A 21,214-nucleotide genomic window follows, 5' to 3' on the forward strand; every position below is an offset into this window, starting at 1 on the left:
TCGTGCTGGAAGCTATCTTTTTGAACGTTTTGCTTACGGGGTCTGGGCGGTCTCGACGATGGGTCTGCGGAGAAGGCGGAAGATGTGCGCGGGCATCACGTCGGGGCGCAGAGCAACGTAATTGCTGCGATCGTGCCATTGGTAATGGGTGCCTGTAAGCAGATCTTCGATGTCAAAGGTTTCGTTGTGCGGGATGGCCAGTTCCTTGAGGTCGAGATCGATCCATCCTGCCTGTTCCTGCGTGGGATCGAGGTTGATGGCGACGAGAATCTGATTGTCGCCGCTCCACTTGCTGTAGCAGAGGATGTTTGAGTTGTCCACGTTGTGGAAGTGAAGCGAGCCGTCGCTTTGGAGTGCGGGGTTGGTGCGGCGGATCTGATTGACCTTGGTAATAAGCGGGGCAAGGCTTGTGCTCGCGCTACGGTCCCAATGACGGATCTCGTACTTCTCGCTGTTGAGATATTCTTCGCTGCCGGGTTTGGCGGGAAGATTTTCGCCGAGTTCGTAGGCAGGGCCGTACATGCCGTAGTTCGCGCCAAGAGTTGCCGCGAGGATCAGGCGCTGCATGAAGGCGGGGCGGCCACCGTTTTGAAGTGTGGCATGCAGGATGTCGGGTGTGTTTGGCCAGAGGTTCGGATGAAAGAAGTCGGTTACGGGCGGCTTGGTAATCTCCTCGAAGTACTCCCGAAGCTCGTCCTTCCTATTGCGCCAGGTGAAGTAGGTATAGGACTGGCTGAAGCCAGCCTTGGCCAGCGAGTACATCACGTGCGGGCGCGTGAACGCCTCGGCGAGAAAGATCACATCGGGATATTTTTTATGGATTTCGCCGATGCACCACTCCCAGAACGGAATGGCCTTGGTGTGCGGATTGTCGACACGGAAGATTTTGACGTCGCGCTTGATCCAGTGGGTGAAAACATCGCGCAGAGCCTCCCATAGGCCGCGCCAATCAGGCGACTCGAAGTTGAGCGGGTAGATGTCCTGGTATTTTTTTGGTGGGTTCTCCGCGTATTGGATGGAGCCGTCGGGGCGGATATTGAACCAGTCGGGATGCTCGGCGACCCAGGGATGGTCGGGGGAACATTGGAAGGCGATATCCAGAGCCAGCTCCATGCCGTGCTCGCGCGTAGCGGCGACAAGAGCGTCGAAGTCTTTCAGGGTGCCGAGTTCAGCGAGGATGGATTTGTGGCCGCCCTCTTTTGCTCCGATCGCCCAGGGGCTGCCCGGATCGGTCTCGGTCGAGGTGACACTGTTGTTCGGGCCTTTGCGAAACGCTTTGCCGATGGGATGAATCGGCGGCATATAGAGCACATCGAAGCCCATCGCGGCGATGGTTGGCAGAAGCGCCTGCACGTCCGCAAAGGTGCCGTGCCGCGCAGGATCGGGCGAGGTGGACCGGGGGAAGAGCTCATACCAGGTCGAGTAGCGTGCCCGTTCGCGGTCAACCCACAGGTGCAGATCCTGAGAATAGCGCGTCGCCAGGGTGAGATCAGGGTATAGTGCGACGAGCGCGAGGATCTCGTCCGTCAAGGGATTATCGTAGGTCTCAGACTTTGCGTTCGCGAGTTCGAGGAGACGCGCAGCCTCGTCTGCTAAACGTTTGCTATCGGGCCCTTTGGCGCGCCCCGCGGCCTGCTCCAGCAGGAGAGCGCCGGAGCGCAGCGCGAGCGGGATATCCTGTGATTCGGCCGAAGAACTCACGCCAGGCTGACCGGGCTGTGCTGCCAGCCGCTTTTGCAGATCGGCAGACCAGGTGTCGAAGTGGTCAACCCAAGCCTCGAGGGTATAGAGCCAATCGCCGAGCGCATCCACGGTGAAGCTGGCGGACCAGAGATCATTGGTAAGCGGGGAGAGCGGCATGGATTGCCAATCCTTCGCGCTCGAGTGGCGATAGAGCAAACGTCCTGAGACATGGTCGTGTCCATCGCCAAAAACCGCCGCAGTTACGGTTACGATGTCGCCCAGAATTCGCTTGGCTGGATAGCGTCCACAATCGACTTGTGGGTTGATCCCTTCAATGACGACTCGCTTACGGCCTTCGATAGGTTTCATATCACTCAGATCTTCAGACTGGCTTTCGTACCTATAGTAGTCCGACAGGCCGCGCTCAAAAATACCGATATCGGTACGAACAAGGACTCCTGCATAAGAAGATGCAGGCTGAGCCGCATATGTTTGCTGGCTGGCGGCACGCGCGGGAGAATCGCGCAGAGTTCCAGGCTCATTGTTGAGGCTGGCGAAGCGCAACCGAGGGGTTGCAGGAGGAGGGATTTCTCATCCGGAATCTCGCGTCCAAAGTCCTCGCAGCCGCCCTCCCAAGGCCACATCGATGGTTTTTGTTCGGGCGGCTAGTGTCCGTCATTGTCGGCCTGATTCCGCAGTGGAAACCCTCTCGGCATCGGCGCCGAGGTAACAGCTTGCCTGCCGGTAATTAGGCAGCTTTGTTCCGCGAAAAGGCTGTTTTTTGGGGTGCATCTAGACTCTCAATTTTCGGCACTATTTTCCAATTGAAATAATTTTCCCCTTGACAATCGGTTGACGCCTCTGTTCGACTTGCGGGCGTTACAGGGAGGCGGAATCTCGCATGGCACACTTAAGCAAAACCAACGCTCCTTCAGAGCCGATAGATAACGGCAGAACGCATCACATGGGCTTTAACCAGTTGACCGGTTTTCGGAAGACCAGACTCTCTCGGGCGCTCCAAACCGTACTCGTATTACTGATCGCGGCAGGCATAGGTCCGCTGAGGGTCATGTTTGCCCAGACCGATCTCGGCTCACTCTCAGGAACGATTCGCGACAGTGCAGACGCTGTGGTTCCTAATTGTCAGATCGAGATCAAAAACGCCAGAACGTCTACGACGCGCAACGTCACGACGGATCAAAACGGCTATTTCAACGTCCCTTCCCTCACGGTGGGGCCTTACACAGTTTCGGCCACGGCAGCGGGGTTCAAACACCTGGTGACCACTGTGGATGTGACCACGAATGGCGCGACAGCCAACCTGCAACTCTCCGTGGGCAATGTGCAGCAGGAGGTGACGGTTACCTCCGAGTCCGGCTCAGTGAGTTTGCAGACGGACAATCACGAGTTAGTGACTACGGTCTCGCCGACGCAGTTGGTCAATCTGCCGAACAATAGCCGAAGCATCCTAAACATCGCAACGCTTGGGCCGTCATCGCAGGCAGGAACCGATGTTGGAGTTGATGGTGGAGATGAAGGTTTCTACGGACAGACCGCAAACTCGGTCATCATCTCGGGACTCGGCAATGCACACACGGCATTTCTTCAGGACGGCGTCGACAACACGAATCTGCTGACGCAGACCGTGAATATCCTGTCGTCGGTTGAAGCGAGTCAGGAGGTCACGACGATCCTGAACGGCGCTCCTGCGCGCTTCAGTCAGCCGTCGATCATCAACGTCATCACGAAGAGCGGCTCGAACCAGATTCATGGAACGGCGTACGACTTTCTTCAGAATGATGACTTCGATGCTAAGAACTGGTTCGCGACGACCAAGCCTGCAAAACGCTATAACCAGTTTGGAGGCAATATCGGCGCTCCACTTTGGAAGAACAAGCTGTTCGCTTTCTTTGACTACTCGGGTCTGCGGAGCCATACGGCTAACGTCAACCGCGACCGAGTTCCAACCGGCGCAGAGCGCAACGGAGACTTCTCGGCGGACGGAGTCACCCTCTACGATCCTTCGACCTACGATCCCACAACAGGGACGAGCCAACCCTTTGCGGGAAATAAGCTCCCTGCGATTAGTCCGTTTGCCCAGCAGTGGTTGAAGAACTATCCCGCACCCAACACGACCCTGGATGCGAACAACGTCAACTACGTTGTGAATCTGCCGCAGATCAGTAACTACGACGAGTACCTTGGCCGTGTCGACTACAACATCTCGCAACGAGATCTGTTGTTCGGCACGGTGGCAAGACTGGAGAGCCAGTTCGGCAATGACAGCATCACGCCGGGGCTCTTCGGAATCTTTATCGCGCTAAAGGGCACGAATATCTCGGCTGCTGAAACGCACGTGTTCAACTCGAACGTCGTGAACGTCTTCAAGGTTGGCTACAACCGCAGTAATCTGTTCCGCACGCAGCAGGGCGAAGGAGCTCTCAACTATGCGGCGCAGTATGGCCTGGCGAACGTTAATCCTCAGCCATCCCAATGGACACCTCCCGCGATCAACCTCAACACCGGCAACTACACCTCGCTCGGAGATCCTTATTCTCCTCAGGGTGCAATTCAAAATCGTTTCCAGTACACCGATGAAGTAAGTTGGAAACTAGGCAACCACACTTTTGTATTCGGCGGCGACTATGTCAGGACACAGTTTGATGGCAACTGGGTCGTCGGTAACAACGGCATCTACAACTTCGACGGCAGCGCAACCTCGGCTTACGCAGGAGGAGTGCGCAGCGCGACTGATCAGGGCAACTCGCTGGCCGATCTCGAACTTGGATTCCCTCGAACCGCGAATGCTGCCAACGGCGTAACAGTGGGCGCTTTTCGAGGCACGGACATTTCAGGTTACGTGCAGGATGACTGGAAAACTTTGCCACGGCTGACCTTCAACATCGGCCTGCGTTATGACTTCGACAATCCTCCGAACGACAAGAATGGACATGGAGGCCAGTTCAACGTGGCTTCCAACCGGGTGATTCCCGGTACGTGGAAGACAAACTACAACGACTGGGCGCCACGGTTCGGGTTCTCCTACCAAGCAAATGATCGAACTGTAGTTCGGGGGGGATACGGAATCTATTACGCGCCAATTCTCTACAATAATCTTCAATTCCAGTTGCTGTACTCGCCCAACTTTGTAAATCAGTCGTATTCGTTCAATGTGGCCACCCCAGTCGATATTCAAAATCTATTTGTTCCTAATCCATCTTTGGCTGGACAGCAGAACTACACACTGACGAAGACGTTGAAGGACACTTCGGTACAAGACTGGAACGTTAACATCCAGCGGTCGCTCAGCAACAACACTCTCCTTACGGTCGGCTATATCGGGAATGTGACTCGTCATCAGTCCGCGCGCGCCGACCTCAACCAGCCTTTCGGACTGACTCCTGGAAACACGAGCGGCATCCTAGACCTAAGACCGAATACGAATGTTGGAACCACCGATGGTCAGCTCAACGCGGTCTCGGCAAACTACCACGCACTGGCCGTCAAGGTAGAACGAACTTACACCAACGGTCTGCAGTTCCTTGGGGCTTACACCTACTCCAAGGCGATGGACATCCTAGACGGTGATAACGCGGACATTCAGAATCTCTATAACCCGGGGCTCACCTACGGCCCCGCAGGCTTTGACCGCACGCAGAATTTCATTTTTAGCGCGGTGTATGAGTTGCCCTTCGGTCCTGGAAAGAAGTTTCTGAACTCCAATAATCTGATCAACCGCGAGATCATTGGCGGTTGGCAGCTCTCCGGGGTTCAGCAGTTTGCCACCGGCCAGCCGATCCAGGTCACGGCCAACAACAATGCGGATACCAGTTCGGTGCATAGCGTCTACGCAAACAGGATCTGCACTGGTAATCCGCCTGCAGGCCATCCCCGTCTGCAGTTCTTTGATCCATCCTGCTATGTGCAGCCCGCGACCGGTCAGTACGGAACGGCCAGAAGCGGACCGCGTCAGCCTGGCATCGACACAACGAACCTGAGTCTCCAGAAGGCGTTCTCGATCACCGAGCGGCAGCAACTCCAGTTCCGCGCGGAGGCGTTCAGCGTCTTCAATCACCCCAACTTCTCTACCGGTAGTACCAGCATCACTAACCCCGCAGCCGGCCTGCTCACCCAGGAAACTGTTGGTCAGCGAGTGCTGCAACTCGCCTTGCGCTACGCCTTCTAATTGCGTTGGCGTCTAAACCCACAAAGGGGTCAGAGGCTTCCTTTCTGACCCATCACCCTTAGGATTGCTCGCGAAGATTTCATTCCTTTTACGCAACCACGGTAACTCGATACAAAGCACGGGAGATGGGTCATGGCTGTAACACGACGTAAGTTTCTATTGAATTCAACCTATGCTGGAGCGGGATTCGCTGTCATCGGAGCGATGAAACCGGTCGCCCTGCTGGCGCAGACGAGCGATAAGGAGATGGCGACTTATCTAACCGGAATCAGGATGGCCGCGACCCCAGCGACGAACTACCGCGCTTATCGTTCGAAGGTGGTTGCGACGCCCGATGTGACGACGTGGGTCCAGGTAGATCTGAAGAAGGCTGTTCCAATCTCCGCGATTCAGTTATTCCCTGCCTCGGAGCGGATGTATCCGGGCCGCGACCAGTACTACGGAGGCGAGGGATTCCCACTGCGATTCCGGCTGGAAGCCTCCGACGATGCAAACTTCGGAAAGGTTGAGACCATTGCGGACTTCACTCAATCCGACTTTCCGGATCTGAAAGACAACATTACGCAGTACGCGGCGCACGATGTTCATGGTCGATATGTGCGACTGACAGCAACGCGGCTTCGGGCTGTGAAGGCAGTTGCTTCAGACAGCACGCCGCTGGGCAAAGAGCCCCAGGATAGCCCCGATTACACGCTGATGGTTGCGAAGATGGCTGTTATCTCCGGCGGACACGATGTTGCCGTGGGTTGCAAGGTGACGGCGGATGAGAAGTATGGAAACAGCGAGCTGGTGGCGCAACTCACGCGGCCACCCCGGCAGGACGGAGAGGGAATTCGCGTCGATAATCCACACGCGGTGACAGACCCTGCAACCTGGAAGCCGGCCAAGTACAAAGCCGAAGCGCCGAAGACGGGAGTGACTTTGGAGGGTGGCGTCTTTCAGGAAGCAATGCAAAACAACATTCAGTATCTGCTGAACTCGTACACGACGGACGATCTTCTTCGTCAGTTCTACGAGCGAACAGGCAAGATCAAGAACTTCAAGCCGACCGGCTCCCAGGTTTTCTGGGAGGAAGATCTTGCAGGTTCGAACGCTGGACGTTTCCTGATGGGTGCCGGCAACACGCTGCGTTGGATTGACGATCCCGAGCTGCACCGTCGCCTTAATGTTGTGGTCGATGGCATTGAAGAGTGTCGTCAGCCGAACGGATACATCATGGCGTATCCGGAAGACACGATCTTCTACTCGGAGCGCGCGGCCTACACTCGCGCATGGCTTACGCACGGACTGCTGGAAGCCGCGTATGGCGGCAACCCCAAGGCTCTGCCGATGCTGCGCGGCTACTACGACTGGTTCAATCAGCAGACCTTCCTGCCGGACATGTTGCGCGGTGCGATTCAAGGCGGCCAGGGGATGGTCGCGAACACGCGCATGTGTACGAGTCCACTTGGAAAGCCGGCCGACGCGCAGGTCATTCAGCGCTACTACCAGGAAGACGGCTGGATGGAGGGTTTGGCAAAGCAGGAGAAGGAGCAGGTGTGGCAGTACCCCTACGATCGTCCGCATTGCTATCTGCTGACTAATCTCGAAGCGTATCTGGATATGTATCTCGCCACTGGCGACGTGCGCTATCGTGACGGGGTTCTCGGAGCATGGGAGCTCTATCGCGCGCACTGGCAGCAGGCCGGCGGAAGCATCTCCATCATCGAGTTCGAAAAGGATCCGCCGAACAGCAAATATCTCCGCCAGAAACTGGGAGAGCTCTGCGGCAGCAGCTTCTGGGTCTTTCTAAGTCAGCGCTTCCAACTCCTGAATCCCGATGAGGAGCGCTACGCAACGGAGATCGAGAAATCGATCTACAACGTCGGCATGGCGAACCAGGATGGCGGCGTCGGCCTGCGTTATCACACCGTCATGGAGGGCAAGAAAGAAAAATCCACGCACGAGAATACGTGTTGCGAGGGACAGGGAACCAGGCTGCTTGGGACGCTGCCCGAGCACATCTACTCCATCGCGCCGGATGGAATCTACGTGAACCTCTTCGAGCCTTCAACGATTCGTTGGCAGCAGGCAGGTCAGCCGATGGAGTTGAAGATGAAGACTCGCTTCCCCTACGACACGCATGTGAGTGGCGCGGTGAAGGTATCGACCCCCACGGAGGCTAATCTCAGGATCCGCGTTCCGTCCTGGGCGGCAAAGGAGATGGCGGTTTCGGTCAACGGTAAAGCAGCTGCTTCGGGCAAACCGGGCAGTTACCTTGCGGTCAATCGTAAGTGGAGCGACGGAGATGTCATCGAGTTTGTGCTTCCCGCAGAGATTCGCGTGCGCCGTTACAACGGCGATGATCAGATTGCGGGCAAGAAAAGATACTCGGTCGAGTACGGTCCTATTCTGCTGGCCGCTGTCGGATCTCCGACCGCCAGTCTCTCTGTGGACAAGGGACACGAAGCCGAGCATCTCGCGAATCATCTGGAGCCTGTTGATGGCTCGCCGCTTCACTTCACTGTCCGAGGAAACAACGGTCAAAAGTTTATGCCGTACTGGAAGATCTCGGAAGAGGAGTTCACTTGCTACCCGCAGGTCAGTGCGATGGCTTGATGAGTCTGGACAGACTGCTGGAGGTTGGCAGTCTGTCGCAGCGCTCGGTAGGCAAATGATGCGAAGTCGTTGTTTAATTCCGCATGCAGCCCAAAGTATATTGGACAGTCAACTCATGAAAATTCTGCGCCACGCAACCTCTCTGTTCGCCTCGCCGGCGCAACGTGCTTCCTTCGTAGCGGCTTTATCTCTTTGTGCTGCGACAGCCTCTGCCGCGCCAGTCCATCTTCGCGTTGATCAGCGGATCAATCCGCTCGGTATCGATTCAGCGCGTCCAACGCTGTCGTGGCAGAGTGATGCGACCACACGCAACTGGAGCCAGTCAGCTTACCGGATTCTTGTTGCCAGCTCAGCCACCACACTGCGCCAAGGGCGCGCCGATGTCTGGGACAGCGGAAAGCAGATGTCCTCAGAGTCTGTGAATGTGGCCTATGCCGGACCAGCGTTGACGTCTCACCAGCGCTGCTATTGGACGGTTCAAACCTGGGATTCTCAGGGAAAAGAGGAACGGTCTTCCGAGGTCGCATGGTGGGAGATGGGTCTGCTTCAACCCTCAGACTGGAAGGCCCAGTGGATTCGGCGCGACAATCGTGACGAGGCAGAGGTGTTGAAGGCGATCTCGTGGATCTGGATTCAAGAAGGTGATTCCGAGCGTGTCCCGCAGGGCATGGAGGCGGAGTTTCAGTACAACCTGCATCTCGACAAACTTCCGAGCGCAGCTGTTCTTCACATTTTGGCGGGTGGAATTTTTACCGCGCAGGTCAACGGCATCGTCACAGGGCATAAGGATCAATGGGGCGCCTTCGATCGTGAAGATATTCGCGATCAACTCCACGTTGGAGACAACCAGATCGTTGTGCACATAAAGAGCCCAAAATCGAGTGAATCCAATAGAACCTTTCGCGTTGCTTTAGCTGCTGCCCTAAAGCTCACCGACGATGAAGGCGAAACAAAGTGGATTGAAAGCGACGACACTTGGCAGGCTCGGTCGATCAAGCCAGTTGAAGCAAAGGAGTGGTCTGCTGCGAAAAAGCTCGGCGCGTTTTCCGATCTCAACTTCGGCGTCGGCACAGATCGCGAATCGCGCGGACAGAATCCTACGGTGATCGACTCGAGCACCGCACTATTCCGGAAGCAGTTCACGCCGTCTCGCAAGGTAGTATCTGCCCGGCTCTATGTAACGGCTCTTGGTAGCTACCAAAGTTATGTGAATGGTAAAGAAGTGAGCAAGTTCAGGCTCACACCAGGATTTACTGACTATCGCAAGCGCGTCTTGTATCAGACCTACGACGTCACCTCTTTGCTCGTCCCCGGACACAATACGATCGCGGCGATCCTTGGGGCAGGATGGCATGGCAGTCCGCTCCTGTGGTCGGGCTCGCGCTTGTTTCCTGGTCCGGATCGTCTGCGCGCCCAGCTCGAGTTGACCTTTGCCGACGGCACTCATCAGGTCATTGCGACGGACTCCAGCTGGGAGACGGCCGCCTCTCCGATTGTCTCTTCAGAGATCTACGGCGGAGAGGCCTACGACGCGCGGCTTGAAGTTCCGGGATGGAACACGTCGGCATCTCCCAACTCCGCTCACTGGATGCCAGTGGTCGTCGATGATGCGAACACTGGTCTTCTCGTCACTGCCCAGCCTGATACACCAGTGCAGCCTGCGCAGACGATCTCGCCCGTCGCCGTCACGATGGTCGGCTCTGGCAATACGCAGAACGCCGTCTTCGATATGGGGCAGAATATGGTCGGCGTCGCTCGCCTGCATGTGCACGGGGCACGGGGAACTACTATCAAACTTCGCTTTGCGGAACGGCTCAATCCGGACGGTACGGTGTACACAGAAAATCTGCGTGACGCCGATGCAACGGACTACTACACCCTCAGCGGACATGGAGACGAGGACTGGACTCCCGCCTTCACCTTTCATGGCTTTCGTTATGTGCAGGTGTCCGGCTACGGCGGCAAGCCTCCGCTGTCAGCGTTGCAAGGTCTGGTGCTCAACAGCCTTCCCGCTTCCCCGGCGATTCGTTTCGACAGCTCCAGCACGCTGCTGAACAAGATGAGCGAGCTTGGGCTGTGGGGACAGCGCGGCAACTTTGTTTCCATCCCCACCGACTGCCCGCAGCGCGACGAACGCATGGGATGGATGGGCGATGCTGGCGCCTTCTGGCGTACCGGCTCGTACAACTTCGACATCGACGCCTTCTCCCATAAGTTCATGCTCGATGTCATCGATGCGCAAAGCCCGGACGGCGCCTTCTCCAACATCTCGCCGAATCTTTTGCAGGGAAGGGACGGCCATCCTGGCGCTCCCGGCTGGGGTGACGCGGGCGTGCTCGTTCCATACGCGACGTGGTTGCAATACGGAGACGCTGCGGTGATCGAACGAAGCTGGCCGGACATGGAGCGGTGGATGGACTTCATCCTGCGCACGAATCCGAACTACGTTCGCGAGAAGGATCTGGGGGCGAACTTTGCCGACTGGCTCGCACCCGATCCACACACTCCCTCTGACCTCGTCGCGACCGCCTACTGGGTCATCATTGCGCGCCAGATGCAGACGATGGCTACCGCACTCGGCCGGACCGCAGACGCAGACAAGTACGCGACACTGATCTCTCACATCCAGGATGCGTATCAGCAGAAATATGTTCAAGCCGACGGATCGGTCGCGGGCGACACCCAGACATCGTATGTTTTGACGATGTATGCCGGACTCGCTCCGAAAGCGATGGAGAAGTCGATGACCGATCGCCTGGTGCGCGACATTCAGGCCCATCAGACCCATCTGACGACCGGATTCCTTGGCACGCCCTTTCTGCTCTCCGTGCTTGAAGCGCAAGGCCGCTCGGATGTTGCGTACAACCTGCTCCTGACCACCACTTATCCATCGTGGGGATACATGGTCGATAAGGGTGCAACGACGTGGTGGGAGCGCTGGAACGGAGACACAGGCGACCCTGCGATGAACTCCTATAACCACTATGCGTTCGGCTCAGTCATGGCATGGGTCTTTCGGCGCGTGGGTGGTGTCGATGCAGACCCTGCGATGCCAGGGTTCCATCATGTTCTGATCAGCCCGCATGTAGAGCCGGGTTTGTCGCATATGCACACCGAGTATGACTCCGTGTATGGAACGATCGTGACGGACTGGACGAAGAAGCCAGATGGCCAGCTTCAGTTGAGCGTCAAGATACCCGCAAATACGACGGCCACCGTCTTTCTCCCCGCCACACCGACGAGCATCGCAAAGCAGGACGGCGACCGCATCACGACACCTTACAAAGAAGGGTCGATGGTCCGTGAGATCGGCTCAGGGAGTTACACCTTTTCGGTTGATGGCAACTGAGACGCTGTTGAAATAAGAGACGCGCGGTTGTCGTTGGCAACCGCTCCTCAATAGCCCGCGGCCTTGCCGTAGTCGCGTCGGTTATCGTGGCCACCGAGTAGTTCGTGAGTCTTCGGGTCGACTGCGATGAGCTCGCTATCGCCCCAGGTGCCGGGGTTGTGTTCATCGGCGACGGCGAGGCGGTTCACGTTGTAGCCCATTGCCTTCAGCTGCTCGGCGACCTCAGGGGAGAACTTCTTTTCCAGATCGAGACGATCCGGCAGATATTGATGATGAAAGCGCGGCGCGTCGGCAGCCTGCTGAATGTTCAGGCCATTGTCGACGCAACTGATCAAGTTGTTGGCAACGGTTGTGATGATGGTGGATCCGCCGGGGGTGCCAAGGACATAGGCCACTCTGGCGTGTCGGAAGACGCCGCCCTTCGTTGTGACAATTGTGGGAGTCATCGCTGAGAGAGGACGCTTGCCTGGAGCGATCGAATTGGCAGGGCCTTGGATCAATCCATACATGTTGGGCACGCCCATCTTGGAGGCGAAGTCGTCCATCTCATTATTCATAAGGAAGCCAAGGCCCTCCACCGTGACACCCGATCCAAAGGTGCCGTTGAGTGTGTAAGTGTTGGAGACGGCGTTGCCGTCGGCGTCAATGATCGAGAAGTGGGTCGTCTGGGTCGATTCGTGCACCGCAGGCTGAGGTTGCGGAGGAGGCGGCATGAAGCCTGCCGGACGGATCAGATCCTTGGACGGCGTTGGGGACGCGGGTTGAATGGAGCTTCGCCACGCGGCCGCGTAGGCAGGGTTTGCCATCTCTTTGAGCGGCTGCGGCGTAAAGTCTGGATCCCCAAGATAGTCCGCGCGATCCATATAGGCGCGGCGAAAGGCTTCCGTGATGATGTGAACCTGGGGCGCAGAACGGTCGGGGCCTAGTTTTGGAAGATTGTAGGTGGAGAGGATGTTGAGGATCTCCATCAGAACGATGCCGCCGGATGAGGGTGGAGGCGCGGTGATAATTTTGTAACCGTGGTAGGTACCTTTTATGGGTTCGCGATCCTTCACCTGGTAGGCCGCGAGGTCATCAGCAGTGATGAGACCACCACCAGACTGTTCAAACGAGGCGATCTGTTTCGCCATCTCGCCCCTGTAGAAGTCTTCGGGATTCGCCGCGATGCGCGTGAGTGTTGCGGCAAGCAGAGGTTGCTTGAAGGTATCGCCTTCCTTATAGAAGTCGCCGTCGCGCTGGAAGATGTGGGCGGAGGTGGGAAAGCCAGAGAGCATCCTGCTATGAAGGTTTTGCGCCTCCTCTGCAGAGAGCACGTAACCATCTGTAGCGAAGTGGATCGCCGGCGCCATGTCTTGTTGCAGGGTTAGTTTGCCGAAGTGGCTCTGCGCATAGACGAGGCCGGCGACGGTACCGGGAACGCCGGAGGCCTTATAACCAACGGTAGAGAGGCCGGGAATGACGTTCTTCTGCTCGTCCAGGTACATGTCGCGGGTCGCAGCAGCGGGGGCCTTTTCGCGATAGTCGAGGAAGTGAGTCTGACCGTGCTTTGTCCGGATCAGCATGAAACCGCCGCCGCCGAGGTTTCCCGCCTGCGGATAAACCACGGCCAGGGTAAAGGCGACGGCGACGGCTGCGTCGATCGCGTTGCCACCTTGTTTGAGTATGGCGACGCCGGCGTCGGTAGCGTCATGGTGAATCGTGACGACCATGGCGTGTTTTGCGCGGACAGGCTCTTCGCTTGCTGGACCGCCCGTTTGCGCTGCCAGCTGATTTGCGAGGAGGGCTAGTCCGACGGTAGCTGCGAAGACGCGGGTGCCAGCGGGCATTCAGGGCTCCAGAAAATTTGTGGATGGGTGCTGAGTTTCAGCATAGCTGGTTCGGGATGAAGGGCGTCCGAAATAATGGCGCTCGAGTTTGACGGTTGAGATCTCAAACGAGGCGGTTCTTCGCTGTTCCGGTTGGGTAGAATCAGAGGTCATGTCTACACGTGTTCGTTCGTATTCGAAGATCAATCTGGGGCTGGCGATTGGTCCGGTCCGGTCCGATGGATTTCACGGCCTTACGACGCTGTACCAGACGCTGGATCTGCATGATTTAGTCACGGTCAAGGCCAGGCGAGCGTCCGCAACCAGGATCTCGCTGATGACCAATCATCCGTTTGTTCCACGCGATGGGCGGAACACAGCCTGGCGGATGGTGGAACGGGCGCTCGCGCGGTTGGGAGTAACTGCTGAGATCGAGATCAATATAGAGAAGAGACTGCCCGTTCAGGGGGGGATGGGAGCTGGCTCAGCCAATGCCGCGGCGGCGCTGCTTGGGCTGGAGCGGGAGCTTGGCAAAGCTCTGCCAGGAGTCGAGAGGCTGAAGCTGGCAGCCGAGATCGGGTCGGATGTGCCTTTGTTTCTGCTGGGGGGGGCCGTTCTTGGGCTCGGAAGGGGAGAGCAGGTGGTGCCGATGCCGGACCTCCCAAAGACCTGGTGCGTTGTGGCGGTGCCTTCGGTGGGCGTTTCGACCCCTGCAGCGTTCAGGGAGTGGGATGCGCGACGGGCAGCGGAGGCGGCTGAAGCAAGGGAGAAGCCTTTGTCTCGGCTGGGTGAGTTACATCCGCATACCGCTGATGATAGGCCGGATAACCAGGCCGCCGAGGGCGAATTGGGGGAGGGGCATGGGGTGACGCGAGCCGTTGAGTTGACGTCCAGGCCCCAAGTTGATAAGCTACAAGAGTTGAGTCTTGCTTACTCATCCCTCTCTGCCCCAACAGGCGTAAGCCTAGCGGGAAGGACAGACGATAGTAGGCCCGGCACCTCCGGTATCGTTCGCGATCCTAGTCCCGAGAAAAAACGGGATTTGCCTGGTGAAAATCAGGCTGACGCGATGAACGATCTGGCCGAGAATACCCTTCTCGCGCTTGTCCGCACCGGGATTGGAAGCGATGGTCTTCAGAATGATTTTGAAGAGGTCGTCTTTCCTCAGTATCCCTCCTTGCGAATAACCAAGCGTCAATTGATGGGTAGTGATTTGGGTAGTTCTGATGTGAATCGTCCTGCGATTTACGCGGCTCTATCAGGTTCTGGCTCTGCTCTGTTTGGACTTTACCGGTCCGAGCGGGATGCAAAGGCAGCTCAACAGCGCGTCCAGTCCGCCGCGGCTTCGGCTGAAGCGGGGATTGCGGTACAGGTCTTCTTGACGGAGACCTTACCCCGGTCAGAGTACTGGAACAGAATGTTCGCGGAGTGACCTCGCCGGTCAAGTAAAATCAAACTGCATCCGGCGATGTACTGGGCGATCGACTAACGGTAGGTCAAGTGCCTTTGGAGCACTTTGTCTAGGTTCGAATCCTAGTCGCCCAACCAAACAGTCGACGCCAGATGCGATGGGACAGATTAGGGAGTCTTGTAGAGATGTTAGGCGGCAGCAACAACTTGCCGCAGGATGAAGACGATTTTGGACTCCGCGGAAAACAGCGCGGAGAAAGAAGTACGAAGTTTGAAGAACCGAAGTCTTTTAGTTTTTTTGAGTAGTCCGCAACAGGGATTTCAGAAGAAGTAACGGGGCCGCAACAAGGCCTCGCAAGACAGTGCAGCAGGAACATTCAAGGTCAACCAGCCTCGGAGGGTTTCACGTGAACGAACGAAACACGACTGCGGTTCTTTCCCCTATTTCAGAGCAGGCTGAAGAGACAGAAACAATCTCTCAGCCTGCGCTAGCGCTCTCCTCTACGGCCATTCTGGACGGAAAGCAAAAAGCATCTGGAACCGACAAGACGGCCCCGGAAAAAAAGCGCTCCGGCCGGCTGGCAGATGACAAGCGCATCAAGATTTTTTGCGGGTCTTCCAACAAGCCTTTGGCCGAGGAGATCTGCAAGTTCGTCGGTGTGCCGCTGGGCGAGACCCGGTTGCAGAGATTCTCCGACGGCGAGGTTCATTTTCAGCTGCTCGAGAACGTTCGCGGTGCGGATGTCTTTCTCGTGCAGCCTACGTGTTTCCCGGTCGATCAGCACCTTGTCGAACTGCTGATCATGATGGATGCGCTGAAGCGCGCCTCAGCCGGACGAATCACGGTTGTCATTCCCTACTATGGCTACGCCCGGCAGGACAGAAAAGACCGTCCGCGCGTCGCCATTACGTCGAAGCTGGTTGCCGATCTTCTGACCACCGCCGGTGCAAACCGTGCTTTGCTCGTCGATCTGCATGCAGCCCAGATTCAGGGATTCTTCAATATTCCGGTGGATCACCTGTTCGCCAGCCCGGTGCTGGTGAGCTACTTCCGGGAGCTTGACCTGCCCAATCTGACGGTAGTTTCGCCGGACGCAGGCGGCGTGGAGAGGGCGAGATTCTTCGCCAAGAAACTGGATGTACCGTTGGCCATCGTCGACAAGCGGCGGACCGACATCAATGTCACCGAGGTGATGAACGTGATCGGCGATGTACAGGGCCGAACGTGCTTGATCCTCGACGACATCATCGACACCGCCGGAACGCTGGTGAAGACGGTGGATGCGCTGCTGGCCGAGGGCGCCGAAAAAGTTTATGCGTGCGCGACGCATCCGGTGCTCTCGGGCCCGGCGGTCGAGCGCATCGCAGCCTCACGATTGGAGCAGCTGATCGTGACCAATACCATCCCTCTGCGCGAAGACGCGTTGAAGGTGGAGAAGATTAAAGTGCTCTCGATTGCCGGTCTGCTTGGCCGCGCGATCGAGAGTATTCACATGGAGACCAGCGTCAGTACGCTGTTCAACTAGGTCGCTGTAGCACTGGATCGCGGTATGAAACAGGGCGGCTTGGATTAACCCAAGTAGCAAAGGGAGCAGAGCTCAACTCTGTGCCCGAAAGGAAGATTCATCATGGCATCATCCACTATGGAAGCAGTCGTCGCGACGCCTCGCGAGGGCAAGTTTAACAAGAACGCCGCTCGTCGCGTCCGTGTCGCCGGCAAGATTCCCGCAGTCGTCTATGGCGCGGGCCAGGATGCCGTCGCCGTCGCGGTCGACCCCAAGGTCATCACCAAAATTCTGCACTCCGACTCCGGTCATAACACGATCTTCGACCTTAACGTCGAGGGCTCCGCTGTCGTGAAGGCCATGATCGTCGACTGGCAGAACGAGCCGATCAAAGGCACTCTCCTGCATATCGACCTGAAGCGCATCGCGATGGACAAGACAATGATCGTTTCGGTGCCGATCCAACTCGTTGGTGTTCCTGTTGGCGTCAAGTCGCAGGGTGGCATCCTCGAGCACGTAATGCGTGAAGTTGAGATCGAGTGCTTGCCCAACGATATTCCGAGCCACCTCGATGTCGATGTCTCCAACCTCGAGCTGCACGGCATCATCCACGTCTCCGATCTACCGCACTCCGGCAGCATCAAGTTCCTCGGTGACGAAAACGGAACCGTGGCGCACGTCACGATCATCAAGGAAGAGGTTGTGGCTGTCGATGCAGTGGTTGCCGCACCGGCTGAGCCAGAGGTTGCCAAGAAGGGCAAGACAGATGCAGCTGCCCCGGCCGCTGCGCCTGCTGCCGATGCCAAGGACGCGAAGAAGAAGTAGTTTTGCGCGGCCTGCCGATTCTTTGGATCTGCGGGCCGCCTGAGTTTGCTGGAAAGGGAAACAAAGCGTGAAGTTGATTGTCGGTCTCGGCAACCCCGGTATCGAATATCAGTTCACGCCGCACAACGCTGGCTTTCTCGCAGTGGATCGCATCGCGGACGACTGCGGCGTGGTCCTCTCCAATCGCCGGGGACGGGCTCTCACGGCAAAGGCGAGGCTTGCAGGACACGAAGTTCTGCTAGCCAAGCCTGAGACGTATATGAATCTGAGCGGGCTTTCGGTAGCCGCGCTGGTTCAGGAGCTTGAAATTCCAATCCCGTCGGAGGACCTGATCGTCCTCTATGACGAGCTGGCATTCCCGCTGGGCAGACTACGCATCAGCGCGAACGGCCGGGCAAACGGGCACAACGGAGTGATGTCGATCTCCGGTGCGCTCGGCACGGAAGAGTGGTTGCGCATTCGCATTGGTGTTGGGAAACCAGCGCTGGTGGATGGCAGAGAGATCAAAGCCGGCGGCAGGGATTATCTGCTGTCGCAGTTTCGCAAGCAGGAGCTTGCGGTGTTGGATGAAGTGCTCGACAGAGTGGAAGACGCTGTCGAGGCGGTGCTAACCGAAGGGGTCAGCGCTGCGATGAACAGATTCAACCGTCGGCCAGACGATCCGGAGAATGGATCGGATGCGTCGAAGGAGAAGTAAAGAAGCAATCGGTAGGTTGTTGTTTCGAGAAGCAGCAGCAAAGTGTTGTTACGAAACTAGACGCAGTCGAAATTCCAAACCGGGTTGGCAGAACAGACGTCAGCACGGTGCGAAGCAGAACTTCGCAGAAAGAAGTAATCGAATGAATCGTACCTACGAAATCATGTTCATCGTCCGTCCGGATGTTGAAGAAGCCGAACTCGACAAGCTGATTGAAGGTTTCTCCGCGAACGTCACCAACGGTGGCGGCGAAATCAAAAGCGTCGAGAAGATGGGCCGCCGCAGGCTCGCCTACACCGTGCGCAAGTTCAACGATGGCTTCTACGTCCTGCTGAACGTCGCCGCAGCCGGTTCGCTGATCGCCGAGGTCGAGCGTCGCCTCCGCGTCTCCGAGCAGGTCATCAAGTTCATCACCGTCCGCATGGACGAAGAAGAGAAGCGTCTCGCCAAGGTCAAGGCCATCCGCGACACCAAGGTCAAGCGCAGCGCACAGCCGATCGCAGCTCCTGTCCAGGCCCCAGCAGCGCCTTCCGATGCCGAGACCGAGGAAGAGAAGAAGCCAGTTGCGGCAGCTCCAGTCGAGCACGTCGCATCCGACGCGCCGCCCGAGACTGTCTCCACCGCGGTCTAACTTGTGCTTCGCCTGAACATTCGCGATGGATTTCCAATTGCATCGCACAACGCACTACGATCACCGATCTTCGCTTCCAATTGACTGCACTTCGTCAGTTGTTCAGAGGCTCCAACGCGAACCTGGAGCGAGGAGAGGCACAACGTACCTGAGAGGGAAATATCATGGCTGACGAAACCAGCACGCAACCCACTGAGCACCACGCACCCACACCCCGCCCGGCGCACTCTGGCCCTGGCGCCGGTCCTCGCACCCCACGCCCCGCAGGCGCACCCGGCGGCGGTCCTGGCGGTCGCAAGTTCTTCCGTCGCAAGAAGGTCTGCAAGTTCTGCACCGAGAAGATCGACGCCATCTCCTACCGCGACGTTCGCCTGCTTCAGGGCTTCGTTGCCGAGCGCGGCAAGATCGTCCCACGTCGCCTGACCGGTGTCTGCACTCGCCACCAGCGCAAGCTCAGCCTGGCCATCAAGCAGTCGCGCAACATCGCTCTGCTCGCCTTCGCTGCACGCTTCTAACTTCTTCCGCTGCGGCGGGACTTTACGGGATACGCAAGACTGGCAGCACCGCGAGCCAGAGACGAAATCGGAGAAATGCAATGGAAGTCATTCTGAAGGAAGACGTAAACAAGCTCGGACATCGCGGCGACGTGGTCAAGGTCGCTGACGGCTACGGGCGCAACTACCTGCTGCCGGAAAAGCTCGCCATCGAGGCGACCCTCGCGAACAAGGCGGTCATTGACCAGATGAAGGCATCGGCGGTTCGCAAGTCCGCCAAGGAGAAGGCCGGGGCCGAGCAGTTGGCCACCCAGCTCTCTGAGGTTGAGCTTGTGTTCGAACGCAAGGTCGGCGAGAACGAGCACCTCTTCGGCTCGGTCACCTCGGGCGACATCGCGCACCAGCTTGAGGCGAAGGGCTTCACGATCGATCGTCGCAAGATCTCCCTCGAGGAGCCGCTGAAGACGATCGGCGAATACCACGTTCCGGTCAAGCTGCACCGCGAGGTCACCAGCCACGTCAAGGTGACGGTCAAGGGCGATCAGCCCGAAGCCGAAACAGCCACCACCGCATAATTTACGAACCACGAAGCATAAAACGCGTCGCCCTGCGCAGATCTTGCTAGGGGCGATGCGTTTTTATTTTTGTAACTATCAACGGTCAGCCACAAAAAAAGCTATTCGTACTTGAGTGTCTGAACCGGATCGAGCCGCGCTGCACGATTCGCCGGAAGTGTCCCGAAGAGCACACCCACCATCACCGAGCTGCCAAGTGAAAATACGACTGACCATGGATTGATCGGGATTTTGAACGGTGTGAGCAGGCCAAGAGTGAAGGGAATCGCGAGGCCAAGCATAGTCCCGATGATCCCACCGCTCAGCGAAAGAAAGATCGCTTCGGTAAGAAACTGCAGTCGAATCTCACGACTTGTCGCCCCCAGCGCCTTACGGATCCCGATCTCCTTCAATCGGGACTGAACGTTCGCCAGCATGCTGTTCATAATGCCGACGCCGCTTACGATCATCGTGATGCCCGCCCCGAGAGTGAGAACGATGGTAAGCATATCCGCGATCTTCGCCATGCTGCTGAGAAGATCGGTGAGCGTCGCGGCTGTGTAAACCGAGCCAGCATAGTGACGAGACCGGACGATCGCCAGAATACGCTCACTCGCCGGCACCACCAGCGAAGCGCTGCGCATCGTGAAAAATAACTCTTTCAGAGAGTTGCTTCCAGTGAAGTAGCGTATGACAGGGTAGGGCACGAGCATCGTGTGATCACTGATCTCCGACTGCCCGTAGGTATCGAATGCCTCTTTGAATACTCCGATGACGACAAACGGAATGCCTTTGATGCTGATCGTTTTGCCCACGGCCTCGTTCACGTTTCCATACAGCTCTTCTGCGAACGGCTTGACCATCACAGCAACCTTCTCGTGGGCCAGCTCGTCCTGATCGTCGAAAAAGCGCCCCGACACCACAACGAGATTGCGCACGATCCGATACTGCGGAGAGACGCCAAGCAGGGTCGTCTGCTTCGTGATGCCGCCGCCCAGACTCACATTGTCGTAAAACTCCAACATCGGAGATGATGCAACGATTCCGGGCACCTGATCGAGGACTTCACGCATGTCGTCGAGCGTCATGTAGTCGGGCGTGCTCGTGTTCTCCGGGCCGCTGATGTTACCACCGCCATATTGCAGTTCCACCTTGTTAGGCCCGATGCTGGTCAACTGGTCCAAGGCGTACTGCTTGCCGGTCGACCCGAGAGTTGCAACCAAAATAATCGACATAGAGCCGATGACCATACCCAGCATGGTGAGCAGAAACCGCGTCTTGCTTGCACGGAAGCTGTCGACGGCTAGCCTCGCGACCTCACTGAACATCATGGTCGAGCGCGCGCTGGCCAGCGTACGGTCGAATGAGCTCGGTTTGGGAAGGTTCGTCGTCGCCATTGGCTTAAACCATTAGACGCCTAACAGTATCGCAGCGGTGCATGCTTTCCTGCTAACCGAACCAACGTGGCGTCTCGAGC

Annotated in this window: 13 protein-coding genes and 1 tRNA gene; 11 read left to right on the plus strand and 3 right to left on the minus strand. The window is 57.4% G+C overall.

The annotated features are described in order from the left end of the window. Positions 1 to 33: 33 nt before the first annotated feature. A complete protein-coding gene (locus RBB81_RS06025) occupies positions 34 to 2,052 on the minus strand; it encodes an alpha-1,4-glucan--maltose-1-phosphate maltosyltransferase (RefSeq protein ID WP_353073061.1) in 2,019 nt (672 codons plus the stop codon). Positions 2,053 to 2,584: 532 nt separating this feature from the next. Between RBB81_RS06025 and RBB81_RS06030 the strand changes: the two genes are divergently transcribed. From RBB81_RS06030 to RBB81_RS06040, 3 genes are all read left to right on the plus strand, one after another. After that, entirely contained in the window at positions 2,585 to 5,869 is a 3,285-nt protein-coding gene (locus tag RBB81_RS06030) for a TonB-dependent receptor (protein ID WP_353073062.1), read from the plus strand. Positions 5,870 to 6,001: 132 nt separating this feature from the next. Next, positions 6,002 to 8,467: a beta-L-arabinofuranosidase domain-containing protein gene (locus RBB81_RS06035; protein ID WP_353073063.1), complete on the plus strand. Its 2,466-nt coding sequence runs from the start codon at positions 6,002 to 6,004 to the stop codon at positions 8,465 to 8,467. A gap of 115 nt (positions 8,468 to 8,582) precedes the next feature. Next, a complete protein-coding gene (locus RBB81_RS06040) occupies positions 8,583 to 11,816 on the plus strand; it encodes an alpha-L-rhamnosidase (protein WP_353073064.1) in 3,234 nt (1,077 codons plus the stop codon). 47 nt (positions 11,817 to 11,863) lie between these two features. Here the strand turns inward: RBB81_RS06040 and ggt are convergent, their stop codons facing one another. Further along, entirely contained in the window at positions 11,864 to 13,642 is a 1,779-nt protein-coding gene (ggt, locus tag RBB81_RS06045) for a gamma-glutamyltransferase (RefSeq protein WP_353073065.1), read from the minus strand. Positions 13,643 to 13,793: 151 nt separating this feature from the next. Here ggt and RBB81_RS06050 point away from each other — a divergent pair, with 151 nt between their 5' ends. From RBB81_RS06050 to rplI, 8 genes are all read left to right on the plus strand, one after another. Beyond that, a complete protein-coding gene (locus tag RBB81_RS06050; RefSeq protein ID WP_353073066.1) occupies positions 13,794 to 15,053 on the plus strand; it encodes a 4-(cytidine 5'-diphospho)-2-C-methyl-D-erythritol kinase in 1,260 nt (419 codons plus the stop codon). Between the two features lie 42 nt (positions 15,054 to 15,095). Then, a tRNA-Gln gene (locus tag RBB81_RS06055) sits at positions 15,096 to 15,169 on the plus strand. 440 nt (positions 15,170 to 15,609) lie between these two features. Further along, on the plus strand, positions 15,610 to 16,557 hold the full coding sequence (locus tag RBB81_RS06060; RefSeq protein WP_218892375.1) for a ribose-phosphate diphosphokinase: 948 nt from the start codon (positions 15,610 to 15,612) through the stop codon (positions 16,555 to 16,557). A 102-nt stretch (positions 16,558 to 16,659) separates the two neighbouring features. Beyond that, complete coding sequence (locus RBB81_RS06065) at positions 16,660 to 17,361, plus strand: 50S ribosomal protein L25 (RefSeq protein ID WP_353073067.1); 702 nt, start codon at positions 16,660 to 16,662, stop codon at positions 17,359 to 17,361. Between the two features lie 67 nt (positions 17,362 to 17,428). Continuing rightward, positions 17,429 to 18,058, plus strand: a complete 630-nt coding sequence (gene pth, locus RBB81_RS06070) for an aminoacyl-tRNA hydrolase (protein ID WP_179581089.1) — start codon at positions 17,429 to 17,431, stop codon at positions 18,056 to 18,058. Positions 18,059 to 18,200: 142 nt separating this feature from the next. After that, entirely contained in the window at positions 18,201 to 18,689 is a 489-nt protein-coding gene (gene rpsF / locus RBB81_RS06075; RefSeq protein ID WP_179581091.1) for a 30S ribosomal protein S6, read from the plus strand. A gap of 164 nt (positions 18,690 to 18,853) precedes the next feature. Further along, entirely contained in the window at positions 18,854 to 19,204 is a 351-nt protein-coding gene (gene rpsR / locus RBB81_RS06080; protein ID WP_179581098.1) for a 30S ribosomal protein S18, read from the plus strand. Between the two features lie 80 nt (positions 19,205 to 19,284). Further along, positions 19,285 to 19,758 (plus strand): 50S ribosomal protein L9, encoded by a 474-nt coding sequence (gene rplI, locus RBB81_RS06085; protein WP_179581100.1) that lies wholly within the window; start codon positions 19,285 to 19,287, stop codon positions 19,756 to 19,758. 101 nt (positions 19,759 to 19,859) lie between these two features. Here rplI and RBB81_RS06090 read toward each other — a convergent pair whose 3' ends face one another. Further along, a complete protein-coding gene (locus tag RBB81_RS06090; protein WP_179581102.1) occupies positions 19,860 to 21,134 on the minus strand; it encodes an ABC transporter permease in 1,275 nt (424 codons plus the stop codon). Positions 21,135 to 21,214: the final 80 nt, after the last annotated feature.

It is taken from the genome of Tunturibacter gelidoferens, from assembly GCF_040358255.1.
GTDB lineage: Bacteria > Acidobacteriota > Terriglobia > Terriglobales > Acidobacteriaceae > Edaphobacter > Edaphobacter gelidiferens.